The organism is Pseudomonas sp. MPFS (assembly GCF_022537035.1).
GTDB lineage: Bacteria > Pseudomonadota > Gammaproteobacteria > Pseudomonadales > Pseudomonadaceae > Aquipseudomonas > Aquipseudomonas sessilinigenes.
This window is the reverse complement of the sequence record NZ_CP066123.1, coordinates 809362-826338: the sequence shown is the minus strand read 5'-3', so window position 1 is coordinate 826338 and position 16977 is coordinate 809362. Positions and strand designations below refer to the sequence as shown.

At 58.6% G+C, this 16977-nt stretch carries 11 protein-coding genes, 2 tRNA genes and 2 rRNA genes; 7 read left to right on the top strand and 8 right to left on the bottom strand.

The features are described from left to right. Positions 1-119: 119 nt before the first annotated feature. From I9018_RS03645 to I9018_RS03620, 6 genes are all read right to left on the bottom strand, one after another. Positions 120-3011 (bottom strand): 23S ribosomal RNA (locus I9018_RS03645). Positions 3012-3229: 218 nt separating this feature from the next. Then, positions 3230-3305: transfer RNA gene (locus I9018_RS03640), tRNA-Ala, on the bottom strand. Positions 3306-3315: 10 nt separating this feature from the next. Next, a tRNA-Ile gene (locus I9018_RS03635) sits at positions 3316-3392 on the bottom strand. 123 nt (positions 3393-3515) lie between these two features. Continuing rightward, a 16S ribosomal RNA gene (locus tag I9018_RS03630) occupies positions 3516-5052 on the bottom strand. The 16S and 23S rRNA genes sit together here with 2 tRNA genes alongside, the layout of an rRNA operon. A 625-nt stretch (positions 5053-5677) precedes the next feature. Continuing rightward, entirely contained in the window at positions 5678-7171 is a 1494-nt protein-coding gene (locus tag I9018_RS03625) for a CoA-acylating methylmalonate-semialdehyde dehydrogenase (protein WP_241108757.1), read from the bottom strand. A 74-nt stretch (positions 7172-7245) separates the two neighbouring features. Continuing rightward, positions 7246-8595, bottom strand: coding sequence for an aspartate aminotransferase family protein (locus I9018_RS03620; RefSeq protein ID WP_241108756.1), 1350 nt, complete (start codon positions 8593-8595; stop codon positions 7246-7248). A 123-nt stretch (positions 8596-8718) separates the two neighbouring features. Between I9018_RS03620 and I9018_RS03615 the strand changes: the two genes are divergently transcribed. From I9018_RS03615 to I9018_RS03605, 3 genes are all read left to right on the top strand, one after another. Further along, complete coding sequence (locus I9018_RS03615) at positions 8719-9639, top strand: LysR family transcriptional regulator (protein WP_241108755.1); 921 nt, start codon at positions 8719-8721, stop codon at positions 9637-9639. A gap of 260 nt (positions 9640-9899) precedes the next feature. Then, on the top strand, positions 9900-10568 hold the full coding sequence (locus tag I9018_RS03610) for a TetR/AcrR family transcriptional regulator (protein WP_068585449.1): 669 nt from the start codon (positions 9900-9902) through the stop codon (positions 10566-10568). Between the two features lie 4 nt (positions 10569-10572). Then, the gene (locus tag I9018_RS03605; RefSeq protein ID WP_241108754.1) at positions 10573-11154 is read left to right on the top strand and encodes a YigZ family protein; all 582 of its coding nucleotides are present in this window, start codon (positions 10573-10575) and stop codon (positions 11152-11154) included. Positions 11155-11511: 357 nt separating this feature from the next. Here I9018_RS03605 and I9018_RS03600 read toward each other — a convergent pair whose 3' ends face one another. Then, complete coding sequence (locus I9018_RS03600) at positions 11512-11949, bottom strand: hypothetical protein (RefSeq protein WP_241110104.1); 438 nt, start codon at positions 11947-11949, stop codon at positions 11512-11514. A gap of 84 nt (positions 11950-12033) precedes the next feature. Between I9018_RS03600 and I9018_RS03595 the strand changes: the two genes are divergently transcribed. The 4 genes from I9018_RS03595 to I9018_RS03580 all read left to right on the top strand — a co-directional run bounded on the left by I9018_RS03595 (position 12034) and on the right by I9018_RS03580 (position 15768). After that, positions 12034-12384, top strand: a complete 351-nt coding sequence (locus tag I9018_RS03595) for a MerR family transcriptional regulator (protein ID WP_068585456.1) — start codon at positions 12034-12036, stop codon at positions 12382-12384. Between the two features lie 25 nt (positions 12385-12409). Next, entirely contained in the window at positions 12410-13093 is a 684-nt protein-coding gene (locus I9018_RS03590; protein WP_241108753.1) for an SDR family oxidoreductase, read from the top strand. A 197-nt stretch (positions 13094-13290) separates the two neighbouring features. Continuing rightward, positions 13291-14649, top strand: coding sequence for an 8-oxoguanine deaminase (locus I9018_RS03585; protein WP_241108752.1), 1359 nt, complete (start codon positions 13291-13293; stop codon positions 14647-14649). Between the two features lie 111 nt (positions 14650-14760). Next, complete coding sequence (locus tag I9018_RS03580) at positions 14761-15768, top strand: SUMF1/EgtB/PvdO family nonheme iron enzyme (RefSeq protein WP_241108751.1); 1008 nt, start codon at positions 14761-14763, stop codon at positions 15766-15768. Here the strand turns inward: I9018_RS03580 and I9018_RS03575 are convergent. Then, the gene (locus I9018_RS03575) at positions 15765-16853 is read right to left on the bottom strand and encodes a calcium:proton antiporter (protein WP_068585467.1); all 1089 of its coding nucleotides are present in this window, start codon (positions 16851-16853) and stop codon (positions 15765-15767) included. The two genes, I9018_RS03580 and I9018_RS03575, sit on opposite strands and share 4 nt — an antisense overlap. Positions 16854-16977 lie beyond the last annotated feature (124 nt).

Sequence of the window (16977 nt, the reverse complement as noted above, 5' to 3'; positions counted from 1 at the left end):
CCGTTGTTTGGGCAACGTTCCAGCGAATGGGTATGCAATAGGTTTGTGTGCTGCAAACTTTCGGTTCGTGCGTCTTCACACACCGCAACTCGCTCTTAAGCAAATTGCTTGGGTGTTATATGGTCAAGCCTCACGGGCAATTAGTATTGGTTAGCTCAACGCCTCACAGCGCTTACACACCCAACCTATCAACGTCGTAGTCTTCGACGGCCCTTTAGGGGATTCAAGATCCCAGTGAGATCTCATCTTGAGGCAAGTTTCCCGCTTAGATGCTTTCAGCGGTTATCTTTTCCGAACATAGCTACCCGGCAATGCCACTGGCGTGACAACCGGAACACCAGAGGTTCGTCCACTCCGGTCCTCTCGTACTAGGAGCAGCCCCTCTCAAATCTCAAACGTCCACGGCAGATAGGGACCGAACTGTCTCACGACGTTCTAAACCCAGCTCGCGTACCACTTTAAATGGCGAACAGCCATACCCTTGGGACCGGCTTCAGCCCCAGGATGTGATGAGCCGACATCGAGGTGCCAAACACCGCCGTCGATATGAACTCTTGGGCGGTATCAGCCTGTTATCCCCGGAGTACCTTTTATCCGTTGAGCGATGGCCCTTCCATACAGAACCACCGGATCACTAAGACCTACTTTCGTACCTGCTCGACGTGTTTGTCTCGCAGTCAAGCGCGCTTTTGCCTTTATACTCTGCGACCGATTTCCGACCGGTCTGAGCGCACCTTCGTACTCCTCCGTTACTCTTTAGGAGGAGACCGCCCCAGTCAAACTACCCACCATACACTGTCCTCGATCCGGATAACGGACCTGAGTTAGAACCTCAAAGTTGCCAGGGTGGTATTTCAAGGATGGCTCCACGCAGACTGGCGTCCACGCTTCAAAGCCTCCCACCTATCCTACACAAGCAAATTCAAAGTCCAGTGCAAAGCTATAGTAAAGGTTCACGGGGTCTTTCCGTCTAGCCGCGGATACACTGCATCTTCACAGCGATTTCAATTTCACTGAGTCTCGGGTGGAGACAGCGCCGCCATCGTTACGCCATTCGTGCAGGTCGGAACTTACCCGACAAGGAATTTCGCTACCTTAGGACCGTTATAGTTACGGCCGCCGTTTACCGGGGCTTCGATCAAGAGCTTCGCTTGCGCTAACCCCATCAATTAACCTTCCGGCACCGGGCAGGCGTCACACCCTATACGTCCACTTTCGTGTTTGCAGAGTGCTGTGTTTTTAATAAACAGTCGCAGCGGCCTGGTATCTTCGACCGGCATGGGCTTACGGAGCAAGTCCTTCACCCTCACCGGCGCACCTTCTCCCGAAGTTACGGTGCCATTTTGCCTAGTTCCTTCACCCGAGTTCTCTCAAGCGCCTTGGTATTCTCTACCCAACCACCTGTGTCGGTTTGGGGTACGGTTCCTAGTTATCTGAAGCTTAGAAGCTTTTCTTGGAAGCATGGCATCAACCACTTCGTCACCTAAAAGGTAACTCGTCATCAGCTCTCGGCCTTAAGATCCCGGATTTACCTAAGATCTCAGCCTACCACCTTAAACTTGGACAACCAACGCCAAGCTGGCCTAGCCTTCTCCGTCCCTCCATCGCAATAACTAGAAGTACAGGAATATTAACCTGTTTTCCATCGACTACGCTTTTCAGCCTCGCCTTAGGGACCGACTAACCCTGCGTCGATTAACGTTGCGCAGGAAACCTTGGTCTTTCGGCGTGCGAGTTTTTCACTCGCATTGTCGTTACTCATGTCAGCATTCGCACTTCTGATACCTCCAGCAAGCTTCTCAACTCACCTTCACAGGCTTACAGAACGCTCCTCTACCGCATCACTTACGTGATACCCGTAGCTTCGGTGTATGGTTTGAGCCCCGTTACATCTTCCGCGCAGGCCGACTCGACTAGTGAGCTATTACGCTTTCTTTAAAGGGTGGCTGCTTCTAAGCCAACCTCCTAGCTGTCTAAGCCTTCCCACATCGTTTCCCACTTAACCATAACTTTGGGACCTTAGCTGACGGTCTGGGTTGTTTCCCTTTTCACGACGGACGTTAGCACCCGCCGTGTGTCTCCCATGCTCGGCACTTGTAGGTATTCGGAGTTTGCATCGGTTTGGTAAGTCGGGATGACCCCCTAGCCGAAACAGTGCTCTACCCCCTACAGTGATACATGAGGCGCTACCTAAATAGCTTTCGAGGAGAACCAGCTATCTCCGAGCTTGATTAGCCTTTCACTCCGATCCACAGGTCATCCGCTAACTTTTCAACGGTAGTCGGTTCGGTCCTCCAGTCAGTGTTACCTAACCTTCAACCTGCCCATGGATAGATCGCCCGGTTTCGGGTCTATACCCAGCGACTAAACGCCCTATTAAGACTCGCTTTCGCTACGCCTCCCCTATTCGGTTAAGCTTGCCACTGAATATAAGTCGCTGACCCATTATACAAAAGGTACGCAGTCACAGAACAAAGTCTGCTCCCACTGCTTGTACGCATACGGTTTCAGGATCTATTTCACTCCCCTCTCCGGGGTTCTTTTCGCCTTTCCCTCACGGTACTAGTTCACTATCGGTCAGTCAGTAGTATTTAGCCTTGGAGGATGGTCCCCCCATATTCAGACAAGGTTTCTCGTGCCCCGTCCTACTCGATTTCACTTCTAAGATCCTTTCGCGTACAGGGCTATCACCCACTATGGCCGCACTTTCCAGAGCGTTCCGCTAAAATCAAAGAAGCTTAAGGGCTAGTCCCCGTTCGCTCGCCACTACTAAGGGAATCTCGGTTGATTTCTTTTCCTCAGGGTACTTAGATGTTTCAGTTCCCCTGGTTCGCCTCTTACACCTATGTATTCAGTGTAAGATAACCATCTTATGATGGCTGGGTTCCCCCATTCAGAGATCTCCGGATCAAAGTCTGTTTGCCGACTCCCCGAAGCTTATCGCAGGCTACCACGTCTTTCATCGCCTCTGACTGCCAAGGCATCCACCGTATGCGCTTCTTCACTTGACCATATAACCCCAAGCAATCTGGTTATACTGTGAAGACGACATTCGCCGAAAGTTTGCAATATTTACAAACTTTACCTTAGCCTGATCCACTACCAGTGAAAGTAGTGTTCAGTCTATCTTTCTATCACATACCCAAATTTTTAAAGAACGATCTAATCAAAAGACTAGAAATCAACATTCGATTTGAATGCTCATTTCTAAGCTTTCAGAAGCAGTTTATGGTGGAGCCAAGCGGGATCGAACCGCTGACCTCCTGCGTGCAAGGCAGGCGCTCTCCCAGCTGAGCTATGGCCCCATAACAAAATTGGTGGGTCTGGGCAGATTCGAACTGCCGACCTCACCCTTATCAGGGGTGCGCTCTAACCAACTGAGCTACAGACCCAATTTCGAGCTTGTAACTGTTAGCTTGGAGCTATCAGCTTGGAGCTTAAAGCTGCTTCTATCGTCTTCTTCAATGAATCAAGCAATTCGTGTGGGAGCTTATGAAGCAGCTGATGTCGTCGATTAAGGAGGTGATCCAGCCGCAGGTTCCCCTACGGCTACCTTGTTACGACTTCACCCCAGTCATGAATCACACCGTGGTAACCGTCCTCCCGAAGGTTAGACTAGCTACTTCTGGTGCAACCCACTCCCATGGTGTGACGGGCGGTGTGTACAAGGCCCGGGAACGTATTCACCGCGACATTCTGATTCGCGATTACTAGCGATTCCGACTTCACGCAGTCGAGTTGCAGACTGCGATCCGGACTACGATCGGTTTTGTGGGATTAGCTCCACCTCGCGGCTTGGCAACCCTCTGTACCGACCATTGTAGCACGTGTGTAGCCCAGGCCGTAAGGGCCATGATGACTTGACGTCATCCCCACCTTCCTCCGGTTTGTCACCGGCAGTCTCCTTAGAGTGCCCACCATAACGTGCTGGTAACTAAGGACAAGGGTTGCGCTCGTTACGGGACTTAACCCAACATCTCACGACACGAGCTGACGACAGCCATGCAGCACCTGTGTCAGAGTTCCCGAAGGCACCAATCCATCTCTGGAAAGTTCTCTGCATGTCAAGGCCTGGTAAGGTTCTTCGCGTTGCTTCGAATTAAACCACATGCTCCACCGCTTGTGCGGGCCCCCGTCAATTCATTTGAGTTTTAACCTTGCGGCCGTACTCCCCAGGCGGTCAACTTAATGCGTTAGCTGCGCCACTAAAGTCTCAAGGACCCCAACGGCTAGTTGACATCGTTTACGGCGTGGACTACCAGGGTATCTAATCCTGTTTGCTCCCCACGCTTTCGCACCTCAGTGTCAGTATCAGTCCAGGTGGTCGCCTTCGCCACTGGTGTTCCTTCCTATATCTACGCATTTCACCGCTACACAGGAAATTCCACCACCCTCTACCATACTCTAGCTTGCCAGTTTTGGATGCAGTTCCCAGGTTGAGCCCGGGGCTTTCACATCCAACTTAACAAACCACCTACGCGCGCTTTACGCCCAGTAATTCCGATTAACGCTTGCACCCTCTGTATTACCGCGGCTGCTGGCACAGAGTTAGCCGGTGCTTATTCTGTCGGTAACGTCAAAACAGCAAGATATTAGCTTACTGCCCTTCCTCCCAACTTAAAGTGCTTTACAATCCGAAGACCTTCTTCACACACGCGGCATGGCTGGATCAGGCTTTCGCCCATTGTCCAATATTCCCCACTGCTGCCTCCCGTAGGAGTCTGGACCGTGTCTCAGTTCCAGTGTGACTGATCATCCTCTCAGACCAGTTACGGATCGTCGCCTTGGTGAGCCATTACCTCACCAACTAGCTAATCCGACCTAGGCTCATCTGATAGCGCAAGGCCCGAAGGTCCCCTGCTTTCTCCCGTAGGACGTATGCGGTATTAGCGCTCCTTTCGAAACGTTATCCCCCACTACCAGGCAGATTCCTAGGCATTACTCACCCGTCCGCCGCTGAATCCGTGAGCAAGCTCACTTCATCCGCTCGACTTGCATGTGTTAGGCCTGCCGCCAGCGTTCAATCTGAGCCATGATCAAACTCTTCAGTTCAATACTGCTTGGGTTTTTAAGAAACCCTAAACTTGGCTCAGCAATCTCAAATGACTATTTGATTTCTCGAATGGTCACTTGTGATGCTGACAATCTTTTTGACTATCAGTCTAACTACACAAGCACCCACACGAATTGCTTGATTCAGTTGTTAAAGAGCGGTTGGTTAAGATCTTTCGTCTCAACCGAGGCGCGCATTCTACAGCAGCCTCATTTGCTGTCAAGTGATTTTTTCAAGAAGCTTTCAAAGTTTCCTTTGTAACTTCAACCACTTGCGCTTTCGATCTCTCGTTAGCGGGAGGCGAATTCTACAGCGTTACACGCTGCTGTCAACACCTCTTTTTAACCGCTTTCGATCGAGAGGATCGAAACGCTAACAAGGCTACTTTCGCTGCCTTATCAGCTCCTTTCGGGCTTCGATGAACTGAAGCGTGACCGCTATCGAAATCTTCGTAACTCGTTGAATCTCAAGGAGTTTTCCGTTTCGACTGCGCCGGAAGTGGGGCGAATTATAGAGACATTAAACTCGCCGTCAACACTTATTTTCATAAATCTGTCACATCGGTCAAAAAAGCCCATAAATGCCAAGGCCGACCCTTCCGGGCCGGCCTTGGCAGAGCCTTACTTAAAGGCTGGGGAAAGCGAATTGCGAAGCTTCATGGCTGGCCCGCTGTGGCCAGCGCTGGGTAATGGCCTTGCGCCGAGTATAGAAACGCACACCATCCGGGCCGTAGGCATGCAGGTCGCCAAACAGCGAACGCTTCCAGCCACCGAAGCTGTGGTAGGCCACCGGCACCGGCAGCGGTACGTTGACCCCCACCATGCCGACTTCAATCTCGTCGCAGAACAAACGTGCAGCTTCACCGTCACGGGTAAAGATGCAGGTGCCATTGCCATACTCATGATCGTTCATCAGTTGCATAGCCTCTTCCAGGCTGTTGACCCGCACGATGCACAACACTGGCCCGAAGATCTCTTCTTTATAGATGCGCATCTGCGGAGTAACGCGATCGAACAGGCAGCCACCCAGGAAGAAGCCCTCTTCGTGGCCGGCCACGAAGAGGCCACGACCATCCACCACCAGTTGGGCACCGGCAGCCACGCCGTCTTCTACATAACCGCTGACCTTGTCCTTGGCCTGGGCGGTGACCAGCGGCCCCATGTCCAGACCGCACGAAGTGCCGGCACCGATCTTCAGCGCCTTGATCTGCGGCACCAGCTTGGCCACCAGGGCATCAGCCACCTGGTCACCCACGCAGACCGCCACCGAAATCGCCATGCAACGCTCGCCACAGGAACCATAGGCCGCCCCCATCAGTGCGCTGACTGCATTATCAAGGTCGGCATCCGGCATCAGCACCGCATGGTTCTTCGCCCCACCCAGCGCCTGGACGCGCTTGCCGCGCTTGGTACCTTCGGCATAGATGTATTCGGCGATCGGCGTCGAACCGACAAAACTCAAGGCCTTGACCTCCGGCGCCTCGATCAGCGCATCCACCGCCGCCTTGTCGCCATGCACCACGTTCAGCACACCCTTGGGCAACCCGGCCTCATGCAGCAACTGGGCAATCAACAGCGTAGAGCTGGGATCACGCTCGGAAGGCTTGAGGATGAAGCAGTTGCCACAGGCAATCGCCAGCGGATACATCCACAACGGCACCATGGCGGGGAAGTTGAACGGGGTGATACCGGCGACCACGCCCAGCGGCTGGAAGTCAGACCAGGCATCGATGTTCGGGCCGACATTCCGGCTGTATTCGCCCTTGAGAATCTCAGGTGCAGCGCAAGCGTATTCGACGTTCTCGATACCGCGCTTCAATTCACCAGCGGCGTCTTCCAGCGTCTTGCCATGCTCTTCGCTGATCAACTGGGCGATACGTGCCTCGTTCTGCTCCAGCAACTGCTTGAACCGGAACATCACCTGGGCGCGCTTGGCCGCTGGCGTGTTACGCCAAGCCGGAAATGCCGACTTGGCGGAATCGATCGCCTGTTGAATGGTTTCGCGGCTGGCCAACGGTACCTTGTGAATCGCCTGGCCAGTGGACGGGTTGAAGACATCGCTGCTACGACCGCCGTCGCTTACCAGCTCGCCATGGATCAGGTGTGGAATCAGACTCATGCGGGAACTCCTGGGAAGAAGGAAGGAGCCGGCGCGAACCACTTCGCACCGGCTGCTATATAAGAAGGATCGGATCAGTCGAGCTTGTTCAGCACCTCGCCAACCGCGTCGAACAAGCGGTCGAGATCCTGGGGCTTGCTGTTGAAGGTCGGGCCGAACTGCAGGGTGTCGCCACCGAAGCGCACGTAGAAGCCGGCTTTCCACAAGGCCATGCCAGCCTCGAACGGCCGCACGATCGCATCGCCATCACGAGGCGCGATCTGGATCGCCCCCGCCAGGCCGAAGTTCCGGATGTCGATCACGTTCTTCGCGCCCTTGATGCCATGCAGTGCCTGCTCGAAATGCGGCGCGACCTCGGCCACGCTCTGCACCAGGTTTTCCTTTTGCAGCAGGTCCAGGGCCGCCAAGCCAGCCGTGCACGCCACCGGGTGCGCCGAATAGGTATAGCCGTGGGGGAATTCCACCGCGTACTCGGGAGTCGCCTGGTTCATGAAGGCCTGGTAGATCTCGGAGCTGGCAATCACCGCGCCCATCGGGATCGCACCGTTGGTGACTTGCTTGGCCACGCACATCAGGTCCGGCGTCACGCCGAAGCTGTCGGCGCCGAACATCGCACCGGTACGACCGAAGCCGGTGATCACTTCATCGAACACCAGCAGGATATTGTGCTGGTCGCAGATCTCACGCAGACGCTTGAGATAACCCTGTGGCGGTACCAGCACACCCGCGGAACCGGCCAGCGGCTCGACAAACACCGCGGCGATGTTGGACGCATCATGCAGCTCGATCAGCTTCAACAGCTCATCAGCCAGGGCAATACCACCCTGCTCCGGCATGCCACGGGAGAAGGCGTTGCTAGCGAGCAGGGTATGCGGCAGGTGATCGACATCCATCATCGCCTGGCCAAACAACTTGCGGTTGCCATTGACCCCGCCCAGGCTGGTGCCGGCGATGTTCACGCCATGATAACCACGGGCCCGACCGATCATCTTGGTCTTGGTCGGCTGGCCCTTCAGGCGCCAGTAGGCCCGCACCATCTTCACCGCGGTGTCAGCACACTCGGAGCCGGAATCGGTGAAGAACACATGGTTCAGGTTGCCCGGAGTCAAGGCGGTGATCTTTTCCGCCAGCTGGAACGACAGCGGATGGCCGTACTGGAAACCCGGCGAGTAATCCAGGGTGCCCAACTGCTTGCTCACCGCCTCCTGGATTTCCTTGCGCGAATGCCCCGCACCACAGGTCCACAGGCCGGACAGCGAGTCATAGACCTTGCGCCCCTTGTCATCCACCAGCCAACTGCCTTCGGCGCCCACGATCAAGCGCGGATCACGCTGGAAATTGCGGTTGGCGGTGTAGGGCATCCAGTGAGCATCAAGCTTGAGCTGACTGGCCAGGGACTGTTGAGCGTTTTCCGGCATGTTCATGGGCAAAACCTCGCAGGGCAATGAAGCGGCGTAGGAATGAAGCGTTGTTGCAGCTACGTTGCCACGGCTATAAAGTCGGTGAAATCCAACTTTAATAACCTTCAGTCAGCCACCCACTAAACTATGAGCCTTCGTCGAGCCGATCCTCTGGCACAAGTCAGTGACTTTGATATCCGCCTCTTGCGGATCTTTCGCAGCGTGGTGGAGAGCGGAGGCTTCTCCGCCGCGGAAACCGTACTCGGCATCGGCCGCTCGGCCATCAGCCAACAGATGAGCGACCTGGAACAACGACTCGGCCTGCGCCTGTGCCAACGCGGGCGCGCCGGTTTTTCCCTGACTGAAGAAGGCCGCGAGGTCTATCAATCGACCCTGCAACTGCTCAGCGCCCTGGAAAGCTTTCGAACCGAGGTCAATGGCCTGCACCGCCATTTGCGCGGCGAGCTGATCATCGGCCTCACCGACAACCTGGTGACCCTGCCCCACATGCGCATTACCCACGCCCTGGCGCAATTGAAGGAGCGCGGCCCGGACGTGCAGATCCAGATCCGCATGATCGCGCCCAGCGAGGTCGAGCAAGGAGTGCTCGACGGCCGCCTGCACGTGGGGGTCGTACCTCAGGCCAGCGCCCTGTCCGGCCTGGAATACCAACCCTTGTACGACGAACGTTCGCTGCTGTACTGCGCGGTCGGCCACCCGCTGTTCTATGTGGATGACAAGCAACTGGACGACCAGCGCCTCAACGACCAGGAAGCCATTGCCCCGACCTTCCGCCTGCCGGCCGAGATCCAGGCCCGCTACCAGGCGCTGAACTGCACCGCCAGCGCTTCCGACCGCGAAGGCATGGCCTTCCTGATCCTCACCGGGCGCTACATCGGCTACCTGCCGGACCACTACGCCAGCCTATGGGTACAGCAGGGGCGGCTGCGGGCCTTGAAGCCCAAGTCGCGCTTCTATGACCTGAACCTGTCGACAGTCACCCGCAAGGGACGACGCCCGCATCTGGTCCTGGAAAGTTTCCTGGAAAGCCTGGCGACCACCCGGTAGCCAGCCAATGCCGATCAGTTAAGGAAAGGGTAGGAGCGAGACTTGCCCGCGAGGGACTTCAGAGCGCTGCGTTTATCCAGTCGATACGTACTACCGTTGAGGACCATCGCGAGCAAGCTTCGCCCCTACTGCGAATCACCTCGATCAACCGACTGGCATTAGGCGCCTTGCCCGGCTTTTGTCGCACCAAGGCTTGTCTGTTCCAGTGCGGTGCGCTATCAACGCACAGGCTTTCCCCACAGACTCGCTCGGAAACCCCCATGACCTTTGACGTCCCCGCCCACAGCGCTCACCTTCCAGGCAAACCCGCCAGCCGCATCCGGCAGAAGAATGAAGAAGCCATCATCCAGGCTGCCGAAGACGAGTTCGCCCGCCACGGCTTCAAGGGCACCAGCATGAACGCCATCGCGCAGAAGGCCGGTCTACCCAAGGCCAACCTGCACTACTACTTCAACAACAAGCTGGGTCTGTACATTGCGGTCCTGAGCAACATCCTCCAGCAGTGGGACAGCACCTTCAACAGCCTCACCGCCGAGGACGATCCCGCCGAGGCGCTGACCCGCTACATCCGCGCCAAGATGGAGTTTTCCCGGCGCCAGCCACAGGCCTCGCGCATCTTCGCCATGGAGATCATCAGCGGCGGTGAATGCCTCAGCGAATACTTCAGCCAGGACTATCGCACCTGGTTCCAAGGCCGGGCCGGGGTATTCCAGGCCTGGATCGACGCCGGCAAGATGGACCCGGTGGACCCGATGCACCTGATCTTCCTGTTGTGGGGCAGCACCCAGCACTATGCCGACTTCGCCAGCCAGATCTGCCGCGTCACCGGCCGCAGCCGCCTGACCAAGCAAGACATGGAAGCCGCCACCGACAACCTGCTGCGTATCATCCTCAAAGGCTGCGGCCTGCCCTCCCCCCAGAAAGATTGAGCCCATGCCCTTTACCCTGGCCGGCCTTTGCGAATACCGCGAGGAAATTCGCAAAAGTCGCTTCATCACCTTCGCCGCCCCCATCACCAGCGCCAGCGAAGCCCAGGCCTTCATCCAGGCGCACAGCGACCCGGATGCCTCGCACAATTGCTGGGCGTGGAAGCTGGCCGACCAGTACCGCAGCAACGACGACGGCGAACCCGGCGGCACGGCCGGACGACCGATCCTGGCCGCCATCGAAGCCCAGGACTGCGACCAGGTGGCGGTCCTGGTGATCCGCTGGTACGGCGGTATCCAGCTGGGCACTGGAGGCCTGGCCCGGGCCTATGGCGGCGGCGCCAACAAATGCCTGCAAGGCGCCGAACGCATCGCCCTGGTCAACCGGGTGCCATTGCGCTGCGCTTGCAGCTTCAGCGAACTGGCCCTGGTCAATCTGCGAGTCGCCGAGCTGGGCGGCCTGCTGGTCCAGGAAGACTTCACCGCCAACGGCGTGGAACTGCAACTGGCCCTGGGCGAAGAACAAATCGACACCCTGCAGCAACAATTGGCCGACCTGAGCCGTGGACGCATCCTGCTGCAACGCTGAGCGCCGGCTTCGCGCTTGTGCATAACCGCGCCAGGCCACGGCAATTGCCCACATCTACTGTGCACCCGGCTGTGGATAACCTGAGTACACCAGGCTGCAGCCCTTTTGCACCGTGACTTTATCGGCATTGATCGTTTTTCGTCCAAAGCCCTGCCCAGAGGATTTTTTTGCAACGCAAAACAGCGGCTTAGCTTGGTTTATCGCACTTGGAAGATAGCCCCGCCGGGCTTATGCCCAAGTTTCGCTCTTGCACACAAATACTGTGGAGCAAGCTGTGGATAACCCGTGCAACGCTGCGTGTACCGCAGGTTGCACAGGGCCTGAGCGCTACTGCTCACTTTTTATCCAACCCCAGGTTCACTGCGGCAAAGGTACCGGCGGGAACTCGCCCCCATGGCTATCGGCGCGCACTGGCAACCACTGGGCCACACCCCAGGCCAGCTCGAAGAACAGGAACACACCAATCAACATCGTGCCCCCCTGGGCCAGGGCATACGCCATCCAGGTGGCGAACAGGAAGCGTCCCAGCGCGTCATAACGACCGAATGCCGGTTGTGGATCGCGAATCCGCAACAGCGACCACACGCAGACGATCGATCCCATCAAGTTGGCCAACAGCATATGCATGGGCTCGAATGGCGGCAGGTCCCCCGGCAGATTCAGTGCCAGGGCCAACTGCCCCAGCAGCCCATGCAAAGCCAGGAAGCTCCAGGGCGTCACAAAGGCCATCGTCATCAACAGGTCGTACCAACCGCTGGCCCGGACCAATTTTCGGTATTGCGCGTTCGTCCACATCATCAATCGCTCCATGGATTCAAGGAGCACGCAGGCTAAAGCCTGGAGTATGCTCCAAGGTCAACCCCCTTCGAGTCCCCCTTAATGCGTATTGGAGAATTGGCCAGCGCCTGCGCCGTCAGCCGCGATACCCTGCGCTTCTATGAACAGCGCGGGCTGATCGCCCCAAAGCGCAGCGCCAACGGCTATCGCGACTACCCTTCCGACATGGTCCAACTGGTGCTCTATATCAAGACCGCGCAACGCCTGGGCTTCAGCCTCGGGGAAATCAGCAGCAGCGTCGGTGCCCTGTGGCGCAGCACCAAGCCGGACCAGGCCGTTGCGCAATTGCTGCAAGACAAGCTCAACCTGATCGAAACCCGCATCAACGAACTGGACCACTTGCGCCGCGAGCTGCAACAAAGGCTCGGGCAAGCCTGTCCACTGAATCCCTGATCTTCATCCACCAAGGAGCCTCACTATGTCCACGGCAAAAACCGCACTGATCATCGGCGCCTCCCGGGGCCTGGGCCTCGGCCTGGTCCAGCGCCTGCTCGAAGACGGCTGGCAGGTCACCGCCACCGTGCGCAACCCGCACAAGGCCGAGGCCCTGCAAGCCCTGGGCAAGGTGCAGATCGAACAACTGGACATGGACGACCAGCAGGCCGTGCTCGCCCTGAGCCAGAAACTCAAGGGCCAGGTGTTCGACCTGCTGTTCGTCAACGCCGGGGTCAAGGGCCCGGACAACCAACTGCCGGGCCAGGCCACCCAGGCCGAGGTCGGCCAGCTGTTCTTCACCAACGCCGTGGCGCCGATCAACCTGGCCCAGCGTTTCGTCGGGCAGATCCGTCCCAATACCGGCGTCCTGGCGTTCATGAGCTCGGTACTGGGCAGCGTGACCATGCCGGACGCTCCCGAGCTGGCGCTGTATAAGGCCAGCAAGGCGGCCCTGAACTCCATGACCAACAGCTTCGTCAGCCTGCTCGAACAACCATTGACCGTGCTCTCGCTGCACCCGGGCTGGGTCAAGACCGACATGGGCGGCGAAGGCGCCGACATCGACGTGCTGACCAGCACTCGCGGCCTGATCGCCCAGGTCAATGCCTACACCGGCAAGGGCGGCCACCACTTCATCAACTACAAGGGCCAGACCATTCCCTGGTAACCCCGAAACAGGTGGCCGCCGCCACAACCTGCGGCCACCTTCGGCAAAGGCTCTGGAACCGGGCCCCGGACAGCGGTTTTGTCCCCCGGCAAAACTTTCGCTAGACTGCGCCACTCGCCCCACGGCGACCCTGGATCAGCAGACAGGGCAACACTGAGCTGGCTAACCTGAACCCACTTTCAGAGGAGCCGGCCACCATGCCTGCGACCCGTACCTGGTTAAAAAATCCCCTGGCCATCTTCACCGGCAACGCCCTGGACGCCCGCGGCGGCCTGGTGCTGCAAGACGGCCTGATCGTCGAGATCCTCGGCCTCGGCCAACAGCCCGCAAGCCCCTGCCAGGAAGTCTTCGATGCCCGCGAACATGTGCTGCTGCCGGGCCTGATCAACACTCACCATCACTTCTACCAGACCCTGACCCGGGCCTGGGCCCCGGTGGTCAACCAGCCGTTGTTCCCCTGGCTCAAGACCCTGTACCCGGTCTGGGCCCGCCTGACCCCGGAAAAACTCGCCCTGGCCACCAAGGTGGCGCTGGCCGAACTGCTGCTCTCCGGCTGCACCACCGCCGCCGACCATCACTACCTGTTCCCCGACGGCCTGGAAAACGCCATCGACGTGCAAGTCGAAGCCGTGCGTGAACTGGGCATGCGCGCCATGCTCACCCGCGGTTCGATGAGCCTTGGCGAAAAGGACGGCGGCCTGCCACCGCAACAGACCGTGCAGGAGGGCCAGGTGATTCTCGACGACAGCCAACGGCTGATTCAGCAGTACCACGAACGTGGCGCTGGCGCGCAGATCCAGATCGCCCTGGCGCCCTGCTCGCCGTTCTCGGTGACCCCGCAGATCATGGCCGCCAGCGCCGAAATGGCCGAGGCCCTGGACGTGCGCCTGCACACCCACCTGGCCGAGACCCTCGACGAAGAAGACTTCTGCCTGCAGCGCTTCGGCCTGCGCACCGTGGACTACCTGGACAGCGTCGGCTGGCTCGGCCCGCGCACCTGGCTGGCCCACGGCATCCACTTCAACCCGGATGAAATCGCCCGCCTCGGGCAGGCCGGCACCGGCATCTGCCATTGCCCGAGTTCGAACATGCGCCTGGCGTCCGGCATCTGCCCCAGTATCGAGCTGACCGACGCCGGCGCGCCGTTGGGCCTGGGCGTGGACGGCTCGGCGTCCAATGACGCCTCGAACATGATCCTCGAAGCGCGGCAGGCCCTGTACATTCAGCGCCTGCGCTACGGCGCCGCAAAGATCACCCCGGAGCGCGTACTGGGCTGGGCGACCCGGGGCTCGGCAAGCCTGCTGGGCCGCACCGACATTGGTGAACTGGCGGTGGGCAAACAGGCGGACCTGGCCTTGTTCAAGCTCGATGAGCTGCGTTTCTCGGGTAGCCACGATCCGGTTTCGGCACTGTTGTTGTGCGGTGCGGATCGGGCGGATCGAGTGATGATTGGCGGCAAGTGGCGGGTGCTCGATGGCCAAGTCGACGGGCTGGACCTCAAAGGCCTGATCGCCGATCACAGCCAGGCAGCCCGGCAACTGATCGCCAATACCTGATCCATGCCTCCAGCGGCGAGGGAGCAGATCCCTCGCCTGCGCTCCAAACCGGATCAGCCTGGGGAAACATGGTAGTTTGCGCCCTCAAAATAGCTGTCATAGGGACATTACGTGAGACACAAGCACGGACTGGCGCTTTGCGTCGCGCTGCTGATTTCAGGCTGTGGGAAACAGGAGGTTGCAGGCCCCGTCAGCAAAGTACTGTCGCCTGCAAAAGTTGCCGAAATAGCTTCCACCATCAACCGCAAGTACCCGGACCTCTCCGCGCAAAACCGCGCTGCCGTGCTGAGCACGGTCGTCCGCTCGCTGGACAACATGGTGCGGATTGAAGGTGGCGAATTCCAGATGGGCGATTTCGGTTGGCCCCCTGGCTTCGACCCACATGCCCTGTGCCAATGGCCCTGCGGCGTGGACCCGGCGAAAATGGAGCGGATCAGCCTCGAGCTCGATGACGACTTCGTCCACCCCGTCAAATTGAGCAGCTATTACCTGTCCTCGCTGCAAACCACCCTGGGCGATTTCGATCTGTTCTTCCTCGCGCAAGGCAAGCCGCCATTCGACGCGGCCCTGCGTAACCGCGCCGAAATGCAGCACCTCTACCAAAAGAACCTGCCCGCCCCGGCGTCTCGAGACTGGCAAGAAGCCAAGGATTACTGCGGCTGGCTGGCAGAACTCAGTGGTTATCCGGTCGATCTTCCGACCGAGGCCCAATGGGAATATGCGGCGCGCAACCGTGGCCAGCCGGTGATGTTCGCCACCGACAACGGCAACCTGGACTACGGCCGCAACTTTCCGGCACCCGACGACAACCAGACCTTCGCCGTGGACCGGTTCGTGCCCAACCCCCTGGGCCTCTACAACCTCACCGGCAATGCCAGCGAATGGGTCAACGATTGGTACGACAAACACTACTATCGCGAGTCTCCCGTGGAGAACCCGCAGGGGCCGCAAACCGGCATTTATCGGGCGCAACGTGGAGCGAACAACGTGTCTGCCAACGACCCGACCTTCTCGCCTTCGGCCAGCACCGTGCGTCGTTGGCGTTGGGGAGCACTCGCGGCCTGGAATGCCCCCGGTGTCAGCTTTCGCTGCGCCATCCAGTCGGCACAGCCGCTTTAAAGCCCGAGCAGCGAGAGCATGATGAAGGTGGCGAACAGCACGAAGTGAGTCATGCCTTCGATGGCGTTGGTTTCGCCATCGTTGAGGTTGATCGCGCTGACAATCAGGGTGATGAACACCATCACCGTCTGCACCGGCGTCATGGCCATCTGGAACGGCTGGCCGGTGTACAGGGCCATGGCCTCCATCACCGGCACCGTGAGGATCACCGTCGACAGGGAGGCGCCCAGGGCCACGTTGACCACCGACTGCATGCGGTTGGCCAGGGCTGCGCGCAACGCGGTGAGGATCTCCGGCGCAGCGGAAATCGCCGCCACCAGGATCGCCGTGATCACCGGTGGTGCACCGGTGCCTTCCAGGCCCAGGTCCAGGGTCTTGGACATCACCTCGGCCAGGGCGCCGATCACCACCACGCCGAACACCAGGATGCCGATGCTCCAGGCCAGGTTGACCGCATGGGGCTGCGCCTGGTCTTCCTTGGCCCGGCGTTTTTCCGGATAGCTGTAGCTGAAGAAGTAACTATGAGGCCCGACCTGCATGCGCAGGAACAGGGTGTAGAGCACCACCATCGCGCCGATGGTGAAGGCCGAGTAGACCTTCCAGTCGCTTTCGGGAATGAACTCCGGCACCACCATCGACACGCCCATGGCGGTGAGGATCATCACGCTGTAGGTCCGCGCCGAATCGTCGTTGTAGGGCTGCTCGCCATGCTTGATGCCGCCCATCAGCGCGGCCAGGCCGAGGATGCCGTTGATGTCCAGCATCACCGCCGAGTAGATGGTGTCGCGCACCAGGGTCGGCGAAGCCTCGTTGCTCATCATGATCGCCAGGATCACCACCTCCACCAGCACCGCCGCCAGGGTCAGGATCATGGTGCCGTAGGGGTCGCCGACCTTTTCCGCCAGCAGCTCGGCGTGATGGGCCACCCGCATCGAAGCCACGACGATGAAGCCGATGAGCACCAGCCCGGCGAGCAGGGCGATGCCCTGGCCACTGTTGAGCAAGAGGTGTTCCAGGGGATAGGCGGCCAGGGCAGCCAGTAGCGCAAGCAGCAGGAGCTTTTCTTGCTTGAGGGAAGTGAGCATTGCAATCCTTTGACGGAAATAAAAACGGACATAGAAGATGAGCTGAAGACCGCCGCGAGTCACTAATGTTTCGTTACATACTCGCCCCTGAGTGCAAGTGAAGCCCCCTCGCCCTCGGTCAGGT

What these genes read in the sequence shown, in the direction of transcription:
- I9018_RS03585 (WP_241108752.1), top strand. Translation starts at nt 13,291, where the DNA reads ATGCCTGCGACCCGTACCTGGTTAAAAAATCCCCTGGCCATCTTCACC.
- I9018_RS03620 (WP_241108756.1), bottom strand. Translation starts at nt 8,595, where the DNA reads ATGAACATGCCGGAAAACGCTCAACAGTCCCTGGCCAGTCAGCTCAAG.
- I9018_RS03595 (WP_068585456.1), top strand. Translation starts at nt 12,034, where the DNA reads ATGCGTATTGGAGAATTGGCCAGCGCCTGCGCCGTCAGCCGCGATACC.
- I9018_RS03605 (WP_241108754.1), top strand. Translation starts at nt 10,573, where the DNA reads ATGCCCTTTACCCTGGCCGGCCTTTGCGAATACCGCGAGGAAATTCGC.
- I9018_RS03615 (WP_241108755.1), top strand. Translation starts at nt 8,719, where the DNA reads ATGAGCCTTCGTCGAGCCGATCCTCTGGCACAAGTCAGTGACTTTGAT.
- I9018_RS03575 (WP_068585467.1), bottom strand. Translation starts at nt 16,853, where the DNA reads ATGCTCACTTCCCTCAAGCAAGAAAAGCTCCTGCTGCTTGCGCTACTG.
- I9018_RS03610 (WP_068585449.1), top strand. Translation starts at nt 9,900, where the DNA reads ATGACCTTTGACGTCCCCGCCCACAGCGCTCACCTTCCAGGCAAACCC.
- I9018_RS03600 (WP_241110104.1), bottom strand. Translation starts at nt 11,949, where the DNA reads ATGTGGACGAACGCGCAATACCGAAAATTGGTCCGGGCCAGCGGTTGG.
- I9018_RS03590 (WP_241108753.1), top strand. Translation starts at nt 12,410, where the DNA reads ATGTCCACGGCAAAAACCGCACTGATCATCGGCGCCTCCCGGGGCCTG.
- I9018_RS03625 (WP_241108757.1), bottom strand. Translation starts at nt 7,171, where the DNA reads ATGAGTCTGATTCCACACCTGATCCATGGCGAGCTGGTAAGCGACGGC.